Raw genomic sequence first — 18988 nt, 5'->3', positions numbered from 1 at the left:
ACCGGCACTAGAGCCGGAGGAGGGCTTCCTGCGCGTAGGAGGCGACCAGTGCGCCCTCGACGGTCAGGATGTCGCCACGGCCGAAGCAGCGACCTTGTGCTGCCAGCGGGCTGTGCTGGCGCAGCAGCAGCCAGTCGTCGGTGCGGAACGGGCGATGGAACCACAGGGTGTGTGAGGTCACCGCCGACGTGAAAGCGGTGCCGTTGCCACGTTGGCTCAATCCGTCCAAGGGACGGATCGCGGTACCGATCAACGTCAGGTCGGTGGCGTACGCAGCCAGCGCCGGTGCGAGTTCCACATCGACGGCGGGGGTGCGCATCCACAACGAGTATTCGGCCGGTCCCACGACGGTCGTGTCGAGGTTGTCGGCGGAGCGGGTCTCCCAGGGGATCAGATCGATCTGCGCGTCGTACTCGGGTCCCAGGACGGTGGGAACGTCGTCGACGAACTGTTGGTCGTGGCCGTCTTCGGGGGCGTGCATCGAGATCGAAGCGGTCGCGACCGCGCCCTTGCTCTGCGTCGCGACGATCGACAGCGTCGCGAACGAGCGGCCTTCGTGGTGGCGCGTCACCTGGTAGGTGATGGGTTCGTCTGCGCGGCCTTCGCGGGGGAACACCGCGTGGATGGATTTGAGCGCCTTGTCGGGCGTGGACAGGCAGGCCGCGCGAACGAACTGACCGAGGAGCTGCCCACCGAAAATCCGGTGGTACTCCAGAGTCTGGTTACGCCCTTCGAATTGGCCTGCGTCGTCAGACGACTGCGGAACGAGATTCAGGCAGTCGAGAAGATCGGTCCAAAGCTCGGGCACCTACGCAGTGTAAGTCAAATTCTTGAAAGCGAGAACCCTATTCTCACTTTTGTGCGGCAAAACCGTTCGCCAGGAAGTCCCAGACCTCGTCCGTGGTGATGGGGTGAGCTGTTGCATCGTCGGTGCCGCCGCTGGATTGCGCGATGAACATCACGGTCTGCATGGTCATGGCGGCCATCCGTCGCGGATTGACCGTCGAGCGCAATTCGCCTGCAGCGCTGGCACTTTCCATCAGCTCGGTGAGCAGCGCCAGCAGCGGGGCGTGGGCGATCTTCACCTCGGCCGGATGGGTGACCAGGAGTCGGGGCGCGAAGTCGGTGAACAACGGACGCTTGGCGGCCGGATCGGGACGGCACAGTTCGTACAGCAACTCGATGGCGATCTTCAACCGCTGCAACGGGTCCGTCTCGCCTTCGGTGGCGGCCCGAATTTGGTCGGCCGAGCGGCTCAACGCGTCTTCGAAAAGCGCCAGCAGCAGTTCGTGCTTGCCGTCGAACTGCAGGTAGAAGCTCCGCAGTGACTGGCGGGAGCGGTCGACGACCTCCTGGACCGTGAAGTCGGTGCTGCCCTTTTCGATGATGATCGATTGAGCCGCGTCCAGGAACCGCTGGACGCGTTGGGCGGCGCGGAGTTTGGCCGTCTTGATGGAGCGCTCGACCGCGCGCTGCTTCCAGGCCGGATCTTCTGTCGGGCTGGTCATCATGCACCCATGTCATCAGCGGAGAACATGCATGAACTGTACCTGAGAACGGCCTGGTAGCTGTTCGGCACGGGCCTTCTCATGCTCTGTGTTGGAGATCGTAACTGTCCCATGATGAGAATGGTATTCTCAAGTACTGATCTCGGGAAGGGTTTGCTGATATGCAGCTGACGTTCGGCGAAGATGTCGAAGCGTTCCGGGCAGAGTTCATCGACTTCCTCGACGCACACCTGCCGACCGAGGCTGAATCCGTCGACCGGCCGCGATCGACGGCCCACATTCCGGACTGGGCGCGCCGCTGGCAAAGCCTGCTGTTCGACAACGGCTGGCTGCTGCCCGGCAATCCGCCGGAGTTCGGCGGTCGCAACGCCACCCTGCTGCAGCAGTACGTGCACCAGGAGGAGATGTCCAAGCGCCGGATTCACCACAGCTTCAATCCGCAGGGTGTCGGCATCATCGCCGCATCGCTGTTGTCGTTCGGTACGCCGGAACAGAAGCAGCGTTGGGCCGTACCGATTCTGCGTGCCGACATGACGGCGGCGCTGGGCATGAGTGAACCCGGCGCGGGATCGGACCTCGCATCCCTGTCCACGCGCGCCGTTCGCGACGGGGATCATTTCGTGCTCAACGGGCAGAAGGTATGGACCTCCGGTGCGCACGATGCGGACGTCATCCTGGCCTTCGTCCGTACCGATCCGGCCGCACCCAAGCACAAGGGCATCAGCGTGCTGCTGGTGCCGACCGACACCCCGGGCGTGGTGCGCCGGCCGTTCGCCTCCGCCTGCGACTTCGACGATCTCGACTTCAACGAGGTGTTCTTCACCGACGCGCGGGTCCCGGTCGAGAATCTCGTCGGGCCATTGAACGAGGGCTGGCGAGTCGCAAACGGGTCACTGGGGCACGAGCGCACGATGCTGTGGATGGGGTTCGCCGATCGATTGCAGGACTTCGTCGAGGACATCGAGCCGACGACGGAGCGGGACCGATCCCGGTTCGCCACCCTGGTGATGGACAACCAGTCGCTACGCCTGCTGGGGTCCGCCGCGCTGGCCCGCGCCGCACGGGGAGAGGAGGACGTGGCGAGGATGTCGGTGCTGAAACTCCTTGGCTCCGAGGCGGTACAGGCCGCGTCCGAGCTTGCGATGGACGTCGCCGGCGCCGACGCTCTCGTCCATCCGGCCATGACCTCACCGCACGTGCCGCTGAACCTCGACCCGCATGCCGGCAGCTGGTTCGACCGCTACGTCCGCAGCTTCGCCGGCACCATAGCCGGCGGCACCTCGGAAATTCAGCGCAACATCATCGCCCAGCGGGTGCTCGGCCTGCCCAGGTGAGGGCGGCCGAACCCCGTTGGTGCGACCAGCCGTGAAACTGTCGGATTTCTATGAAAGACGGGCTCTTGTGACCTATCCGTGGGTGAATGCAGGCGCGGCCGGCAGCGCAGGCTCACGAATGTGCAATTGGCGCGTCGATTTCGCAAAAGCGGTGAGCTGTTTGCACATTCGTGGTGCCGAACTCCGCTGATCGGGCTCGGTTGGTGGCACATCAGTCACCGGCGGCACCGCCATATCAGATACTCGCGCTCCTCCGAGGGGCGCGATAGGTTGCCCTCCTGATGCGACAACGTCTGGGCGCCCCGCGGCCGCGAATGTAACGCCATGGCGGGAAGTCGGCTGGGAGTTCGCCCTGGCGTTACATTGGCGGCACCCGTTCGTTGGGTGTGCCCTGATCCGAGGGGCGGCCGCGTCGAGATGGACGAGATGGTCGCGTTCGGCCCGGAAAAGTACTGGGTGTTCAATCCAGGCGGTGAACTGCCGGCGACACTGAGCACAGGGACGTCTGACGGCCGGAAAAAGTACCTGGATTCAGTCGCAGCGGCTGTTCGTGCCTGGTGATTGAATTCACGCATTTCTTCGGGTTCGTCGGCTGGATCAACGACCCACGGAAACGTCAGTGGAGCCGAAAAACGACAGTTCTACGTCTGCTCGCGGCTAGAGCTGCGCCAAACGCGGTGCCGAGCCCCGGGCCCGCAGGCCGCCGCCGGCCTTCTTGGTGAGTTCCCTTGAGCTGCCCAGTAATCCGTCGAGGACCAGCACCCGTTTCATGTGGTGGTGAAAGTCGTGCTCTGCGGTGAACCCGATACCGGCGAGCACCTGCTGGCAGTTCTTGGCTGCGGTCAGCGCCGCCTTGCCGGCGGCCGCCTTGGCGAGCAGCGCGACGAGGTCGGGGCTGTCCGAGATCGGCAGCGCCAGAGTCGCTTCGGCGCCTTCGATGGCGATGAGGGTCTCGGCGAGCCGGTGCCGGATGGCCTGGAAACCGGCGATCGGCCGGCCGAACTGCACCCGGTCCAGCGCATGCTGACGGGCCAGCGCCAGCATCGCCCGGGCCGAACCGACCAGCCACCAGCCCACGGCGATCCGGGCTTCGGCGACCCGGATGGGATAGCCCTCGCCTTCGCGCCGCAGGGGCAACCCGCCGAGGGTGGGCTCGAGCCGCCGAGAAGCGCGGTCCCACACCACCCAGGTATTGCCGGCATACGGCAGCGGCAGTTCCACGGTGTCGCCGATGGTATTGCCGGTGGCATGCAGCACGACGTCCATGAGAATTGATGCGTGCGAACCGGTTTCGCCGAGGAGGCGGAACACCAGCGGTACCGCGACATCGGCCATGTCAGAGAGCATTTCGGCCCAGCCGAGTTCGGTCAGTGCCGCGTCCAGTTCCGGTCCGGAGCAGGTCAGCATGGTCTTGCGCAGGGTGTCTTCGAGCATCGCGAGTGACTCGGCGTCGAGGTGCGTGGACATGGTCACTCCTTCCCGAGATCGAGTAGTCGGCGGGCGATGATGTTGCGCTGCACTTCGGCGGTGCCGCCGTAGATGGTGGCCGCGCGCGAGTACAGATACTCGGTGCGCCAGGGTGTTTCGTCGAGTTCGATGAATCCGGGCAGCAGATCGCGCGCAGCGTCGTAGAGCCGCTGTTCAGCGCCGGCCAGCAGCACCTTGTCGATCGAGGTGTCCGGCCCCAACTTGTGTCCCTGTGCCAGTCGAAGCTGGGTGGCCCGGGACCGGCAGCGCAACGTGTGCAGGGCCAGAAAGACCTCGCCCAGATCGGAATCGACGGGTTGCCCCTCATTCCTGACCTCGTGGATCAACGCATCGAACCGCGAGTACAGGTAGGCGATGCGCTGCCAGAAACACGTCGACCGTTCGTAGGGGAGTAGGTCCATCGCGAGTTGCCAACCGTCGCCGGGCTTTCCGAGCATCCGGCTCGCGTCGACCTCGACGTCGTCGAAATAGACCTCACAGAATTCGTCGACGCCGTGCATGGTGCGCAGGGGGCGCACGGTGATACCGGGGGAGTCGGTGTCGACGAAGAACGCGGTAATTCCGTTGTGTCCCTCACCTGTTCGGGTGAGCAGCACGCACCGCTGGGAGTGCTGCGCGAAGCTCGTCCACACCTTCTGCCCGTTGATGATCCATTTGTCACCGCGCTGGACCGCTCGGGTTGTCAACGATGCCAGGTCACTCCCTGAGCCGGGCTCGGAAAACCCTTGGCACCATTGTTCTTCGCCGCTGAGCAGCTTGGGCACCATCTCGGCGGCCAACTCGGGCGACGCGTAGTCGATCATGGTCGGCGCCAGCACCTCGAGCATCGAGTACGGGCCGGGCTCGGCGAGCCGCCGTCCGACGACCTCCTCGCCGACGACGGCCCGCAGGATCGCGGGACCGCCGAGACCGCCGGCGTGTTCGGGCCACCCGTAGCGGCTCCACCCGGCGTCATACAGCGCCTTCTGCACGCGCGCGAACTGGCGCAGGTGCCCTTCCAACGAGTGGTCGGGCCCAGGGGTCAGGTCGTGCTCGTCGAGCCAAGCTGTCAGGCTCGACCGGAATTCGGAGATGTCGGAGATCACGGGCGGGGGCGGCCTACCGCGTGCGGCTTACCGGAGTCGTGTTCGCCACTGCGGCGGATGAAAGTCATTGCCCTGGTGCGCAGTCGCCAACCGTCCTCGGTGCGTAGGTAGGTGTCGCGGTAATAGCCGATCCGCATGTCGTGGCTGGAATGCTCGACGAAGCACAGCGGCTGGGTCCCGGTCGCGGTGTCCCCGTCGAGGTCGACGAGCGCGGTGCCGGTCATGAACAGGCCTTTGGGTGCGGCATCGACCAGTTCGGGAAACCGGTCCAGCGGGTAGGTGTCGCCGAACGCGCTGTAGGTGCCGTCGGGAGTGAACACCGACACGAGGCCGTCGATGTCACCTTGGGTGATGGTGACGGCGTACTTGGCGAGGAGTTGTTGGATCGCGACAATCTCGTCAGTTGCCGACATAGATCTTTCCCCCTTTCATCACGAAGCTGACGTGTTGCGTAACGCTGATGTCGGACAACGGATCTCCCGGTACCGCGATGATGTCGGCCAGCAGGCCCTCGGCGATGCGGCCGCGGTCTGTGACATTGAGCAACTCGGCCGCGGTGGAGGTGGCACCGCGCAGTACCGCGAGCGGTGGCAGGCCCAACTCAACGAGGGTGACGAGTTCATCGGCGTTCTTGCCGTGCGGGATGGCCGGCGCGTCGGTACCGACCGCGACCTTCACGCCGGCCTCGTAGGCGGCCAGGATCGACTTGCGGGCGATGGGGAACATCTCGGCTGCCTTGGCCTGCAGTTCCGGTGGCGCGTGCGAAACATCCATCGCGTCGGCCAGCCGCCGGGTGCTGACCAGGAAGGTGCCGTGCTCGACCATCGACGCGATGGCCTCGTCGTCGATCAGGAAGCCGTGCTCGATGCAGTCGATGCCGGCATCGACTGCGTGCATCACCGCTTCTGCACCGTGTGTGTGCGCGGCGACGCGCAGCCCACGCCGATGCGCCTCGTCGACGATCGCGCGCAGCTCCTCGTCCGAATAGTGCTGTGCCCCAGGCGGACCGGTCATCGACATGACGCCACCCGAACAGCAGACCTTGATCAGCTGGGCGCCGTGCTTGATCTGGTAGCGGACGGCCTTGCGGATTTCGTCGACACCGTTGGCGATGCCCTCCTCGATGGTCAGTTCGAGGGTGTTCGGCGCGAATGCCGCGAACATCGTCGGGTCCAGATGGCCGCCGGTCGGGGTGATGGCGTGGCCCGCGGGCACGACGCGCGGTCCGTCGATCCAGCCGGCGTCGATCGCCTTGCCCAGGGCGACGTCCAGCAGATATCCGCCGGTCTTGACGAACAGACCGAGGTTGCGCACGGTGGTGAATCCCGCGCGCAGGGTGCGGCGCGCGTTGCCGACGGCGCGCAGCACCCGGGTCGGCGGATCATCCTGAACCTGGGACAGGCCGGGGTTCTCGCCCCGGCCGCCCATGAGCAGGTTGACCTCCATGTCCATCAGGCCGGGCAGCAGGATCACGTCGCCGAGATCGATGACCTCACCTTCAACCGCCCCACCGACACCTACGATCCGCTCACCGTCAACGCGGACGATGGCGGGACGCACGATCTCCCCGGCGTCGACGTCAAGCAGCCCTGCGGCTTTCAGGGTGAGCACGGTCTAGACCACCGGCTCCCGCACCAGTTCGACCCACGCGGCCCCGCTGTCGAGCACGCGCGGCTGCTTCCACACCTCGACCGGGAAGGACACCATGACCACCGACTGCATCAGGTGCATGAGCCGCTTGGCGTCATCCGGCATGTCGTGCAGGGGGAATCGGGCGTCCAGGTAGACCATGACCTCTTCGAGACGTGCCATACCGACGTCGTACAGGTCCTGCATCTCGGCCATGCTGGACGCCAGCCGCTTGGCGTAGCGCTCCGGCTCGGTCGCCAGAATCCAGTCGGAGAACCGTTCGAGGTCCGCAAATTCGGCTGGGAGCAAAGAGGTCTCAGACATGTGCAACTCTCCCGTTGGTCGTCACGGACTGCGCGGATTTGTACTCGTCGACGTACTTGTGCGCGGTGTGATGCAGATGGCGTAGCAGAATCTCCTGATCGCACAACGGGAATTCGGTGACCGCCCGCGTGCCGATCTGCGTCTGGGTGGCCTCGAGGGTGTTGGCGTCCTGCAGGGCGTACTCCTTGAACGTCACCGCAGCCAGCTCCTGCGACAACCGCTGCCGGGTGTTCTTCGGTGGGACGAAGTAGAGGTTCGCCTCGAAGATGTGGCTGTCGACGCCCGTCGGCCAGTAGTTGTAGGTGAGGTACCAGCCCGGCACCCACAGCAGCAGCGTGAAGTTGGGGAAGAACTCGAAAGAGTCCTGGCCCCACGTCTTCTGCCGCGCCGGATTGACGGCCGGCGGGAGTTCGTCGGGCAGAATGCCCTTGATGTCGGGCCGGTCCCACGGACCGAACAGGCCGCTGTGCAGAATCCGTTCGATCGGCTTCACCATGCCCAGGTCCTTGGGCGGGCTCATGCCGCCCCAGGACGAGATCATCGAATGGTCGCCCTTGATGTCGTAATGCAGCGCCTCGAAGCCGACCTTCGCGAGCTTGTCGGCCTCTTCCTTGGTCGCCTGCTTCATGTGCAGGATCGGCGCGTGATAGAACTCGACGAACGCGTCGATGAACAGCTTCCAGTTCGCCTTGATCTCGGAGCGGTAGCTGTAGACCTCGGTCATCTCATGGAAGGGATAGCCCTCCAGGCCTTTTGCGAAATCGCCGAGGTATTCGTTCAACGGCGCCGCGTCGTCGTCGAAGTTGACGAAGATGAAGCCTTCCCACACCTCGCAGCGCACGGGCTTCAGCGGGTAGTCGGCCTTGTCGACGTCGAAGAACTCCTGCTCCTGCTGGATGAACGTCAGGTCGCCGTTGAGTGCGTACCGCCACGCGTGGTACTTGCAGGTGAATTGCCTGCAGGAGCCGGATACCTCCTCGCCGGGATAGTCGTTCCACACCAGCTTGTTTCCGCGATGCCGGCACATGTTGTAGAACGCCCGCACGGTCTGGGCGCCGTCTTTCTCGTCCTTCACTACGATGATGGACGTGCCGGCACCGACCGACGGCATCTCCCTGGTGAAGTAGCTGCCCTTCTTCGGCAGTCGTTCGACCCGGCCGACGTGCAGCCAGGTCTTACGGAAGATGGCCTGCTGCTCCAGTTTCCACTGTTCTGGGTCGATGGAGTCGGTGTAGTCGACCGGTGCTGTGCCCAGTTCGGGCCAGTTCTCGGTCCAGCTGCCTGCAGCGGGTTTGGGGAAGTGGGCCATATGTTTACGTCTCCTTGTCCAGCTCTACGCCAAATGTGTTGAAAGCCATTGCCAGTGCCGCATAGGAACCGATGGTGAACATCAGGTCCATGAGCTGACGCTCTTCGAGCCGCTCGTTCAGCGCTGACCAAGTGGCATCGGAAAGGTTGTATTTCTCGAGCAGTTCGTCGGCGGCGATCAATATCGCTCGCTCGAAGTCGTCGCAGGCCTCGCCGCGGGTGACCGCGTCGATCTCGTCGTCGGCCAGTCCGGCCTGCCGACCGAGCTTGACGTGCTGGGACCATTCGTACTCGCTGCCGGTCTGGTGAGCGACGCGCAGAATGGCGAGCTCGCGGACCCGGTCCGGCAGTGTCGAGGAGTACAGCAGGTAGAAGCTGTACCGAAGGTAAGGCCTGGCGAGCTTCGGGTGGCGGGCGAGTGTGCCGATCAGATTGCTCACTCGTTCTGGATCGCGCTGCTCGTCGGATACGAGGCCGGCCAACGCTTTGTCGACCTCGTCGTCCCAGCGGTCTGCGGGAAGCGGGGGGAGCCGCATCAGGCCTGGTCCTCTCGTTGATGAGAATGTGATTCTCATTTCTGACTAATACATTTGCACGTTTCGTTGCCGGGGTCAACGGCGGGCGGCATTTCGGCTGGTGTGTTGGCTGGTCGGGAGGCACCTGCGGCCGTGGACATTGATTCTCTCTGAAGGAGAAGTTAGTTTTCATAGATAGAGAACTGAGCTTGAGGAAGGCTTGTAATGAACAAGGAAGACATGATCCTCATCAGCGTGGACGACCACCTGGTCGAACCGCCGGACATGTTCCAGAACCACCTCCCCGCGAAGTACCTCGGTGATGCGCCCCGTCTCGTGCACAATGCCGACGGCAGCGACATGTGGAAGTTCCGCGACGTCGTCATTCCGAACGTGGCGCTCAACGCGGTCGCCGGCCGCCCCAAGGAGGAGTACGGACTGGAGCCGCAGGGTCTTGATGAGATCCGGCCGGGCTGTTACAACGTCGACGAGCGCGTCAAGGACATGAATGCCGGCGGCATCCTGGGCTCGATCTGTTTCCCGTCGTTCCCGGGCTTCGCGGGCCGGCTGTTCGCCACCGAGGACGAGGACTTCTCGCTGGCGCTGGTGCAGGCCTACAACGACTGGCACATCGACGAGTGGTGCGGCGCCTACCCGGCCCGTTTCATCCCGATGGCCATCCCGGTGATCTGGAATGCCGAGAAGTGCGCGCAGGAGGTGCGGCGCGTCGCGAAGAAGGGCGTGCACGCGCTGACCTTCACCGAAAATCCGGCGGCCATGGGATACCCCAGCTTCCACGATCCGTACTGGAACCCGCTGTGGGAAGCGCTCTGTGACACCGGAATGGTGATGAACATCCACATCGGGTCGTCGGGCAAGCTGGTCATGACCGCGCCCGACGCCCCGCTGGACGTCATGATCACTCTGCAGCCCATGAACATCGTGCAGGCTGCCGCCGACCTGCTGTGGTCGCGGCCCATCAAGGAATATCCGGATCTCAAGATCGCGCTGTCCGAAGGCGGCACCGGATGGATCCCGTACTTCCTCGAGCGTGCGGACCGCACCTACGAGATGCACTCGACCTGGACCAAGCAGGACTTCAAGGGCAAGATCCCCAGTGAGGTGTTCCGTGAGCACTTCCTGACGTGCTTCATCAGCGACCCTGTCGGTGTCACGCTGCGCAACAACATCGGCATCGACAACATCTGTTGGGAGGCCGACTACCCGCACAGCGACTCGATGTGGCCGGGCGCGCCCGAAGAACTGTGGGATGTGTTGACCGCCAACAGTGTTCCCGACGACGAGATCAACAAGATCACCCACGAGAACGCGATGCGGTGGTACAACTTCGATCCGTTCCAGCACATCTCGCGTGAACAGGCCACCGTGGGCGCGTTGCGCAAGGCGGCCGAGGGGCACGACGTGTCGATTCAAGCGCTCAGTCATCACGCTCAGGGCGCTCGGGGCGAGGCGCTGCACGCCGCGGCGGAGGCCAACAGTTGATCTCATCGGGCATGAACTTCGCGCTGTCCGAGGATCAGGAACTCATCAGGTCATCGGTAGCGGAGTTGGCGGCCAAATTCGACGACCACTATTGGATGGAGAAGGACCAGGCACACGAGTTTCCCCAGGAGTTCTACGACGCCATCGCCAAGGGCGGTTGGCTCGGCATGACAATCCCGGAGGAGTACGGCGGGCATGGTCTGGGCATCACCGAGGCGACGCTGCTGCTCGAGGAGGTGGCCCGGTCCGGTGCGGCGATGAACGGCGCCAGTGCCATTCACCTCTCGATCTTCGGCATGCAGCCCGTCGTCAAGCACGGCTCGGAGGAGATGAAGAAGGAGACGCTGCCGCGCATCGTCAACGGCGACCTGCACGTCTGCTTCGGCGTCACCGAACCCGGTGCCGGGCTGGACACTTCGCGCATCACGACGTTCGCCAAGCGCGAAGGTGACCAGTACCGCATCAACGGCCGCAAGGTCTGGATCTCCAAAGCCCTTGAGTCGGAGAAGATCCTGTTGCTGACCCGTACGACGCCGTACGACCAGGTCACCAAGAAGACCGACGGCATGACCCTGTTCCTGACCGACCTCGACCGTAACCACGTGGACATCCGGCCGATCCGCAAGATGGGCCGCAACGCCGTCAGCTCCAACGAGGTTTTCATCGACGACCTCATGGTGCCGGTCGAGCACCGCGTTGGCGAGGAAGGCCAGGGGTTCAAATACATCCTCGACGGGCTCAACCCGGAGCGGATGCTGATCGCGGCCGAAGCGCTGGGGATCGGACGGGTCGCGCTGGAGAAAGCGGTCAAGTACGGCAACGAGCGGACTGTGTTCAACCGCCCCATCGGCATGAACCAGGGTCTGCAGTTCCCGCTGGCCGACTCGCTCGCCCGGCTCGATGCGGCCGAGCTGATCCTGCGCAAGGCGACGTGGCTGTACGACAACGGGAAACCCTGTGGCCGCGAGGCGAACACCGCGAAATACCTTTGTGCCGACGCGGGATTCGCCGCGGCCGACCGAGCGCTGCAGTTGCACGGCGGCATGGGATATTCCGAGGAATACCACGTGTCGCGGTACTTCCGGGAATCCCGTCTGATGAAGATCGCACCGGTGAGCCAGGAGATGATCCTGAACTTCCTCGGCGAACATGTGCTCGGCCTGCCCCGTAGTTATTGAGATGGAGTGCTACTGATGAGGACCTATTTCGACCTGACCGGGCGCGCGGCGCTGGTCACCGGTGCCGCCGGGGGGATCGGCTCGGCGGTGGCCGAGGCCCTGGCGGCTGCGGGGGCCGCGGTGCTGGTCACCGATCTCGACAAGGACGCGGCAGCGGATGTGGCGGAACGCATTTCGACGGCTGGTGGGCGAGCCGAGTCCGCGGCTCTCGACGTGTCAGACCGCGACTCCGCGGATGCCGCCGCCGCACAGGCGGCTGCGCTGGGTGATGGAAAGCTGCACATCCTGATCAACAACGCCGGCGTCACCAAACCTGCGATGTTCGAGAAGACGACGCAGGACGCGTTCCGGTTGCTGTTCGACATCCACGTGATGGGCGCGTTCAACGTCACGCAGGCCGTCCTGTCGTACCTTCCGACCGACGGTACCGGTCGCATCGTCAATGTCACGTCGGCGGCCGGGCTCACCGGGACGCTCGGCCAGGTGAACTATTCGGCCGCCAAGGCCGGAATCATCGGTTTCACCAAATCCCTTGCGCGCGAGCTCGCGACCAAGAGCATCACGGTCAACGCGCTGGCGCCGCTGGCAGCCACGCCGATGACCGAGACCATCCGCACCAACGAGAAGTTCGCGGCCAACATGATGAACCGTATCCCGATGAAGCGCTGGGCCGAACCCGAGGAGGTCGCCGGCGCGTTCGTCTTCATGGCCTCCGATGCCGCGTCGTACATCACCGGCCAGGTGCTGCCGGTAGACGGCGGGACGGTGATGTGACACCTCGGGGGCAAGAGCGCAGCGACCGGGGGGATGGCACCGCGCCGCTTTCGGGCGTGACCGTGATCGCCCTCGAGCAGGCTGTGTCCGCGCCGATGTGCACCCGCACCCTCGCCGACTTCGGTGCCCGGGTCATCAAGGTGGAGAACCCCAAGGGCGGGGATTTCGCCCGCGATTATGACGACGTCGTGAATGGTCAAGCGGCGCACTTCGTCTGGGCCAATCGCGGCAAGGAGTCCGTGACGCTCGATCTGAAGACAGATGACGGCCGGGCCGTTCTGCGGCGGCTCCTGGACGGAGCCGATGTCCTCGTGTCGAACCTGGCGCCGGGTGCCACTGCGCGACTGGGTATTTCACCTGCCGATCTCGCCGACTCACATCCGCACGTGATCGCCGTCGAGATCGACGGCTACGGGGCCGGCGGACCGCTGTCCCACAAGCGGGCCTATGACCTGCTGGTACAAGCCGAGTCGGGGACATGTGCGATCACCGGACAACCGGGAGCGCCGGCCAAACCCGGACCGCCCGTCGCGGATATCTCGTCCGGGCTGTATTCGGCGCTTTCGATTCTGGCGCTGCTGTTTTCGCGCGACCGGCGGACGCGCCGCGGCGCGTCGGTGAACGTCAGCCTGTTCGACACCATGGCCGAACTGATGGGATATCCGCTGACGTACACCAAACACTCCGGCATCGACCAGCAGCCGCTGGGCATGAGCTCGCCCGCGGTGTCGCCCTATGGGGCGTTCGCGACGGCCGATGGTCAGACCGTCGTGCTGGGCACCACCAACGACCGCGAATGGCAGCGCCTGGCCCGCGACATCATCGCGCGCCCTGATCTCGCCGACGACGCGCGGTTCGCCACCAACTCCGGCCGGTGCGAACACCGCGATGTGCTGAACGAGGCGATCGGCTCATGGTGCGCCACCAACGATCTGGCGGACGTCCAGAAGATCGCCGACGACGCCGGCATCGGCAACTCCCGGTACAACCTGCCCAGCGAGGTACTGGTGCACCCGCAACTCTCCGAGCGCGACCGCTGGCGCCGGGTCGATACGCCCGCCGGCCCCATCGAGGCCATCCTGCCGCCGCCGATCATCGACGGCTTCGAGTTCCCGATGGGTGCGGTACCCGGTCTCGGCCAGCACACCGATGCAGTCCTTGCCGAATTCGGTTACACCGGTGCAGAGATCACCGAGCTGCGCGGGCGCGGTGTCATCGGATGAGTGTGCTGCTGCGCGCAGATCGTGACGGCGTCCGGACGTTGACTCTGAACCGTCCGGAGCGCAAGAACGCCATCAACCCCCAACTCTGGGTGCGCCTGGCCGAGGAGTTCCGGGCGGCGGACCGCGACCCCGCGCTGCGGGCGGTGGTACTCACCGGTGCCGGGGGAGCGTTCTGCTCGGGAGCGGACATCTCCGAGCCCGAGGACATCCATCCGCTGCGCAAACTGCAGAAGCTCACCGATGTCGCGGTTGCACTGCACGAGCTCTCGTTGCCCACCATCGCCAAGGTGACGGGCGTCGCCGTCGGGGCGGGCTGGAACCTGGCGCTCGGCTGCGACTTCGTCGTCGCCACCCCGGAATCGCGGTTCTCCCAGATCTTTTCGAAGCGCGGACTGTCGCTGGACCTCGGCGGCTCGTGGCTGCTGCCCAAGATCGTCGGACTGCAACAGGCGAAAAGACTTGCGCTGCTGGCCGAGACGATCGACGCCGACGAAGCGCAGGCGCTCAACCTGGTGACGTGGGTGGTGACCGGGGCGGAGATCGACGGCTTCGTCGACGATCTCGCCGCGCGGTTGGCGGCGGGCCCGCCTGTCGCGCTCGGTCAGGCCAAAGCACTGTTGAACCAGGGCGCCGATGCCACCATGCGGGAAGCGCTCGCCAACGAATCCCGCGCCCAGGCGGTCAATTTCGCCACCGCAGATGCCGCGACGGCGTATGCCGCCTTTGCGGCAAAACACGAACCGACATTCACCGGCCGATGGGCCGTGCCCCGATTGGAGTCCTGATGCGTCGCGACCTGTTCACCGAAGACCACGAGGCTTTTCGGAAGTTGGTCCGCGACTTCGTCGCCAAGGAGGTCGAGCCGTACTTCGCCGATTGGGAGAAGGCCGGGCGGATGCCCCGTTCGATCTTCGAGCAGATGGGCTCACTGGGCATGCTCGGGATGGCGATTCCGGAGGAGTACGGCGGATCCGGCCTGCCTGACTACCGCTACAACGTGGTGCTGCAAGAAGAGGCGGCACGGGCCCTGGTCACGCTGTCGACGGTCCGCACGCAGCTCGACGTGATCCTGCCGTACTTCCTGCACTACGCCAACGACGAACAGCGCGCCCGGTGGTTTCCCGGCCTGGCGGCCGGCACCCTTCTGACGGCCATCGCGATGACCGAACCCGGCACGGGCTCCGACCTCGCCGGGGTGCGCACCACCGCGGTCCGTGACGGCGACAGCTATGTCGTCAACGGCGCCAAGACCTTCATCACCGGAGGGCTACTGGCCGACCTGGTGATCGTGGTGGCCCGCACGTCGACCGATCCCGAAGACCGGCGGCGCGGACTGTCCCTGATCGTCGTGGAGGACGGTATGCCGGGCTTCGAGAAAGGCCGGGTCCTGGACAAGATGGGCTGCAAGGAGCAGGACACCGTCGAACTCGCCTTCACCGATGTGCGGGTGCCCGCCACGAATCTGCTGGGGGATGAGGGCGAGGCGTTCGGCTACCTCGGCCACAACCTGCCGCAGGAACGCATGACGGTCGCGGTAGGTTCCGTCTGCCAGGCGCGTGCGGCCGTGGCGGCGACGATTGATTACGTCAAGGAGCGCAAGGCATTCGGAACGCCGGTGGCATCGTTCCAGAACACCAAGTTCGAACTCGCCGCCATGTCGGCAGAGATCGAGGCGGCCCAGACCATGGTCGACAAGGCCGTCGTCGAATTGAACGCGGGCGAGCTGTCCGGCGCCGACGCGGCCCGGGTGAAGTTGTTCTGCACCGAGGTCCAGGCTCGCGTGGTGGACCGCTGCGTCCAGTTGTTCGGCGGATACGGCTACATGCTGGAGTACCCGATCACCCGGCTCTACATGAACGCCCGCGTTGCCCGGATTTACGCAGGTACGAGCGAGGTCATGAAGCTGATCATCGCCAAATCACTGGGGCTGTAGACAGCTCGGAAAACTCATCCCGCTGAGACCCTTGTCACACCGCGCAAACCAACCTACTGTGTGTTCACTAGGTTGGTTCGGTCGAAGGGAGCGGGCGTGACGGAGCCTCGACCCTACGCCGCACTCTTCGCCAAGGGTGACGACCGTAAGGCGCGGATCCTCGAAGTTGCACAACGCCTACTCGCCCGAAACGGCTGGCGCAGTACATCTCTGGCGCAGATCGCCCGCGAGGCAGGCGTGACGCCTGCCGGATTGCTGCATCACTTCGAATCCAAGGAACAGCTGTTGCACGCAGTGCTCGACGCGCGCGATGCCGATGACGACGCCCACGCCGACCGCACTGGCGACCTGATCGAAGAGCTGATGCGGGTACCCGAGCGGTTCGAGCGATCACCGGAACTCGTCGGCACGTTCGCGGTGCTGTTGATCGAAAACATCCTGCCCGACGCCCCGCTGCACGACCGCATGCACCGGCGCTACCAGGCCGCGCTCAGAATCCTCAGCGACGGCATCCGGGAAGCCCAGGAGACAGGCCGCTATCGCAGCGACATAGACCCCGCCGTAAAGGCGGTACAGATTTTGGCCTTTGTCAACGGAATGGAGACATTGTGGTTGCTCGATCCTTCGATACCCGTGACCGACGTATTCAAGGACTACGTGGAGTCATTACGCCGGGAACTCGCCCCGACGGTCCCTTGATGCGGTACCGCCTCGATGTCGTCGCCGCTACGGTCGCCGAAGCCGTCGAGAATGCCGGTGGCTGGATGTTCGACCGGGTGACCGCGGGCTGGGACGTCACCGTCCTGATCGCTGATAGCGACGAGGATGACCGTCCACTGCAGATCTTGGGCGTCCATGCCGAGGAACTCGAGTCTGCGCTCATCGAGGGCCGGGCTCGGCCGCATCCCCAGACGGTGGCCGTCGCGGCCCACCTTTTCGACAGCGAAGCCCGGGTGCGCGGGGGAGTGCTGGCGGCGCTGGCGGCCGGTCAGACCGAGGTGACGTTGTGGGGTGATGAGTGTCCTGCCGAGTTGCGCGGCATCGGTGCCGTCCACCACGAATTAAGCTCTGCAGCAAGGGCTTTCAAATCCCAGGCGCTCGCCGCCTGTGGCATTCGGCGCGCGGTGAGCTCTGTCGAGACATTCCGCATCGGCATGATGGCCTCGGTTGCCGCGGACCTGATCCCCGCGAGCTAATCGGCCACCTTGATGAGGACCTTGCCGATGGCCTTGCGGTCGGCAACCAGGCGCAGCGCCTGCGCGGCATCGTCGAGTCGGTAGACGGCGCCGATGTGCGGCACCACTCGCCGCCCGACCAGGAGTGCGGCGAGTTCGGTTCGGTTGCGGTCGAATTCGTCGGGCGGGATGTCGCGGAGCTGGAATCCGATGACGTGTGCGCCTTTGATGAGGACCAGGTTCAGCGGGATGCGCGGAATGACGCCCGAGGCGAAGCCGACGGTGACGAAGCGGCCGCCGGGTCGCAGTGATCGCAGCGCCGGTTCGGAGACGTCGCCGCCGACCGGGTCGATGACCGCGTGGGCGCCGTCCGGAACGGCCTCGCGCAACGCGTCGCGTAAGTCCGGCGAACCGTGCTTCACGAGGTGAGTGGCTCCGTATGCTGCTGCCGCGACGAGCTTTTCGTCCGACGATGCCACCGCCGTGACAGTTGCCCCGAGCAGGACACCCAGCTGCACGGCAGCCAAACCGACACCCCCGCCCGCGCCGAGCACCACCAGGTCCTGGCCGGCGCGGACCTGCGCCGCGGAGCGCAGCGCGTGGTACGCGGTGCCGTGTGCGACGCCGTATGCGGCGGCGGTCCGGTCGTCGACGCCGTCGGGGATCCGGGTGAGGCCGTGGGCGGGCGCCACCACCTCTTCGGCGAACGCGCCGTACAACGCAGCGCCGGACACCCTGTCGCCGACTGCGAAATCGCCGGCGGTACCGGCGACTTCGATGACGACGCCGGCGAACTCACTGCCGGGCACGAACGGCGTCGGCACGCTCACCTGGTACCGATTGGCGATGAACAGGACGTCGGGAAAATTCACCGCGGCCACGTGGACGCGGATCCGGATGTGCCCCGCGGGCAGCGCAGGCGGCGGAACGTCGTCGACCCGAACCACCTCGGGCGGACCGTATTCGGGACAGACGACGGCCTTCACCGGTAGTCGCTGGACTCGGCAAGCTCGGCTGCTTGACGCATCAAGGACGTGATCACCGGTCCGTAGGCGAGCAGCTTCTCATTGTCGCCGGCCCGCTGGAAGCCCTGCTCCAGCACGATCGCAAGTTTCCATTTGGCAAGCACGAGGTAGTAGTCGAGGTCGTCGACCTGGCGCCCGGACACTTTTTCGTAGTGGTCGACGACCGCACTGCGCGAGGGCATTCCACGCATGTCGACGTAGTTCATGGCCGAGGGCGCATCGGTGTTCTCCGGCCAGCTCTGAACCATCCAGCCCAGATCGAGCTTGGGATCACCGACCGTGCCCATCTCCCAGTCGACGATCGCGGCCATGGTGGCCGGTGCGCCGTGCCGGTACATCACGTTGGCGAACTGATAGTCGCCGTGCATCAACCCGGGGATGAAGTCAAGGGGCCGGCGGTTGCGCAGCCATTCGGTGGTGACGTCCAGGCCGTCGATCTCGCGGCCCTTGATGCGTTCGAAGAAGGCGATCCACCGATCGACCTGCCGCTCGTGGAAGCCGTCGGGTCGGCCGAGGTCGTGCAGGCCCTTGGCTTTCCAGTCGACGTTTGAAAGCAGCGCAATGCCTTCGGCCAATTGATAGGACAAACCCGCACGCGCCGCGATGTCGCCATCGAACGGCTCCGGCCAGACGCCGTGCCGGTCCATCGGCGACCATCCGTCGACGTGGCCCATGAGATAGAACGGACGGCCGAGCACCGACGCGTCCGCACACACTCCGATCGCGGCCGTGTGCGGCACGTCGGTGCCGTCGAGGGCCTCGATGATGCGCCACTCGCGCAAGACGCCCATGTCGCGATCGGACGGAGCCTCCGGTGGCGGCATGCGGAGTACGCAGGTGTGATCGCCGCGGGTGATCCGGTAGATGACGTTCTGCGTGCCGCCGGACAGATAGGTGGCTTCGAGGGGTTCGCCTGTGCCGGGTAGTCCCGACCGGTCCATCCAATCGGCAAGGCGCGCAACGTCGATCACAAGTTCCCCACTCAG

Annotated in this window: 20 protein-coding genes; 9 read left to right on the top strand and 11 right to left on the bottom strand. The window is 65.1% G+C overall.

Annotated elements, in window-relative coordinates:
• Nucleotides 1–7 precede the first annotated feature (7 nt).
• On the bottom strand, nucleotides 8–808 hold the full coding sequence (locus tag QRN63_RS21200; RefSeq protein WP_285032593.1) for an acyl-CoA thioesterase: 801 nt from the start codon (nucleotides 806–808) through the stop codon (nucleotides 8–10).
• 43 nt (nucleotides 809–851) lie between these two features.
• A complete protein-coding gene (locus QRN63_RS21195; RefSeq protein ID WP_285032592.1) occupies nucleotides 852–1508 on the bottom strand; it encodes a TetR/AcrR family transcriptional regulator in 657 nt (218 codons plus the stop codon).
• Between the two features lie 161 nt (nucleotides 1509–1669).
• Between QRN63_RS21195 and QRN63_RS21190 the strand changes: the two genes are divergently transcribed.
• Nucleotides 1670–2842 carry an acyl-CoA dehydrogenase family protein gene (locus QRN63_RS21190; protein WP_285032591.1) on the top strand — a complete coding sequence of 391 codons (1173 nt, stop codon included), beginning with the start codon at nucleotides 1670–1672 and terminating at the stop codon, nucleotides 2840–2842.
• Between the two features lie 657 nt (nucleotides 2843–3499).
• Here QRN63_RS21190 and QRN63_RS21185 read toward each other — a convergent pair.
• From QRN63_RS21185 to QRN63_RS21155, 7 genes are read right to left on the bottom strand one after another with little or no spacing between them, the layout of a single operon-like run.
• Complete coding sequence (locus QRN63_RS21185) at nucleotides 3500–4309, bottom strand: acyl-CoA dehydrogenase family protein (protein ID WP_285032590.1); 810 nt, start codon at nucleotides 4307–4309, stop codon at nucleotides 3500–3502.
• Between the two features lie 2 nt (nucleotides 4310–4311).
• The gene (locus QRN63_RS21180; protein WP_285032589.1) at nucleotides 4312–5415 is read right to left on the bottom strand and encodes an acyl-CoA dehydrogenase family protein; all 1104 of its coding nucleotides are present in this window, start codon (nucleotides 5413–5415) and stop codon (nucleotides 4312–4314) included.
• Entirely contained in the window at nucleotides 5412–5828 is a 417-nt protein-coding gene (locus QRN63_RS21175) for a nuclear transport factor 2 family protein (RefSeq protein ID WP_285032588.1), read from the bottom strand. Before QRN63_RS21175 ends, QRN63_RS21180 begins: the two co-directional genes overlap by 4 nt.
• Nucleotides 5815–7026, bottom strand: coding sequence for a metal-dependent hydrolase family protein (locus QRN63_RS21170; RefSeq protein WP_267316381.1), 1212 nt, complete (start codon nucleotides 7024–7026; stop codon nucleotides 5815–5817). Before QRN63_RS21170 ends, QRN63_RS21175 begins: the two co-directional genes overlap by 14 nt.
• 3 nt (nucleotides 7027–7029) lie before the next feature.
• Nucleotides 7030–7368, bottom strand: coding sequence for a hypothetical protein (locus QRN63_RS21165; RefSeq protein ID WP_267316382.1), 339 nt, complete (start codon nucleotides 7366–7368; stop codon nucleotides 7030–7032).
• Complete coding sequence (locus tag QRN63_RS21160; protein ID WP_285032587.1) at nucleotides 7361–8677, bottom strand: aromatic ring-hydroxylating oxygenase subunit alpha; 1317 nt, start codon at nucleotides 8675–8677, stop codon at nucleotides 7361–7363. The genes QRN63_RS21165 and QRN63_RS21160 overlap by 8 nt, the downstream gene beginning before the upstream one ends.
• A 4-nt stretch (nucleotides 8678–8681) precedes the next feature.
• On the bottom strand, nucleotides 8682–9212 hold the full coding sequence (locus tag QRN63_RS21155) for a carboxymuconolactone decarboxylase family protein (protein ID WP_285032586.1): 531 nt from the start codon (nucleotides 9210–9212) through the stop codon (nucleotides 8682–8684).
• A 204-nt stretch (nucleotides 9213–9416) separates the two neighbouring features.
• On the opposite strand from QRN63_RS21155, the gene QRN63_RS21150 reads away from it, so the two are divergent.
• The 8 genes from QRN63_RS21150 (at nucleotide 9417) to QRN63_RS21115 (ending at nucleotide 16998) form a co-directional block, all read left to right on the top strand.
• Nucleotides 9417–10694, top strand: a complete 1278-nt coding sequence (locus tag QRN63_RS21150) for an amidohydrolase family protein (protein ID WP_285032585.1) — start codon at nucleotides 9417–9419, stop codon at nucleotides 10692–10694.
• A gap of 11 nt (nucleotides 10695–10705) precedes the next feature.
• Nucleotides 10706–11872: an acyl-CoA dehydrogenase family protein gene (locus QRN63_RS21145; RefSeq protein ID WP_267316386.1), complete on the top strand. Its 1167-nt coding sequence runs from the start codon at nucleotides 10706–10708 to the stop codon at nucleotides 11870–11872.
• A 15-nt stretch (nucleotides 11873–11887) separates the two neighbouring features.
• Nucleotides 11888–12646 carry an SDR family NAD(P)-dependent oxidoreductase gene (locus QRN63_RS21140; RefSeq protein ID WP_285032584.1) on the top strand — a complete coding sequence of 253 codons (759 nt, stop codon included), beginning with the start codon at nucleotides 11888–11890 and terminating at the stop codon, nucleotides 12644–12646.
• A 56-nt stretch (nucleotides 12647–12702) separates the two neighbouring features.
• A complete protein-coding gene (locus tag QRN63_RS21135) occupies nucleotides 12703–13869 on the top strand; it encodes a CaiB/BaiF CoA transferase family protein (protein WP_285032583.1) in 1167 nt (388 codons plus the stop codon).
• Nucleotides 13866–14654 (top strand): enoyl-CoA hydratase/isomerase family protein, encoded by a 789-nt coding sequence (locus QRN63_RS21130; RefSeq protein WP_285032582.1) that lies wholly within the window; start codon nucleotides 13866–13868, stop codon nucleotides 14652–14654. Before QRN63_RS21135 ends, QRN63_RS21130 begins: the two co-directional genes overlap by 4 nt.
• Nucleotides 14654–15802: an acyl-CoA dehydrogenase family protein gene (locus QRN63_RS21125; protein ID WP_285032581.1), complete on the top strand. Its 1149-nt coding sequence runs from the start codon at nucleotides 14654–14656 to the stop codon at nucleotides 15800–15802. The genes QRN63_RS21130 and QRN63_RS21125 overlap by 1 nt, the downstream gene beginning before the upstream one ends.
• Before the next feature lie 96 nt (nucleotides 15803–15898).
• The gene (locus tag QRN63_RS21120; RefSeq protein WP_267316391.1) at nucleotides 15899–16501 is read left to right on the top strand and encodes a TetR/AcrR family transcriptional regulator; all 603 of its coding nucleotides are present in this window, start codon (nucleotides 15899–15901) and stop codon (nucleotides 16499–16501) included.
• The gene (locus tag QRN63_RS21115) at nucleotides 16501–16998 is read left to right on the top strand and encodes a hypothetical protein (RefSeq protein ID WP_267316392.1); all 498 of its coding nucleotides are present in this window, start codon (nucleotides 16501–16503) and stop codon (nucleotides 16996–16998) included. The genes QRN63_RS21120 and QRN63_RS21115 overlap by 1 nt, the downstream gene beginning before the upstream one ends.
• Here QRN63_RS21115 and QRN63_RS21110 read toward each other — a convergent pair.
• Both QRN63_RS21110 and QRN63_RS21105 read right to left on the bottom strand, forming a co-directional pair.
• Entirely contained in the window at nucleotides 16995–17963 is a 969-nt protein-coding gene (locus tag QRN63_RS21110; RefSeq protein ID WP_285032580.1) for an NADPH:quinone oxidoreductase family protein, read from the bottom strand. The two genes, QRN63_RS21115 and QRN63_RS21110, sit on opposite strands and share 4 nt — an antisense overlap.
• The gene (locus QRN63_RS21105) at nucleotides 17960–18943 is read right to left on the bottom strand and encodes a phosphotransferase family protein (RefSeq protein ID WP_285032696.1); all 984 of its coding nucleotides are present in this window, start codon (nucleotides 18941–18943) and stop codon (nucleotides 17960–17962) included. The genes QRN63_RS21110 and QRN63_RS21105 overlap by 4 nt, the downstream gene beginning before the upstream one ends.
• Nucleotides 18944–18988 lie beyond the last annotated feature (45 nt).

Origin of the sequence: Mycolicibacterium sp. lyk4-40-TYG-92, from assembly GCF_030209435.1 — a bacterium.
Classification (GTDB): Bacteria; Actinomycetota; Actinomycetes; order Mycobacteriales; family Mycobacteriaceae; genus Mycobacterium.
This window is presented reverse-complemented; position numbering and strand designations above follow the sequence as displayed.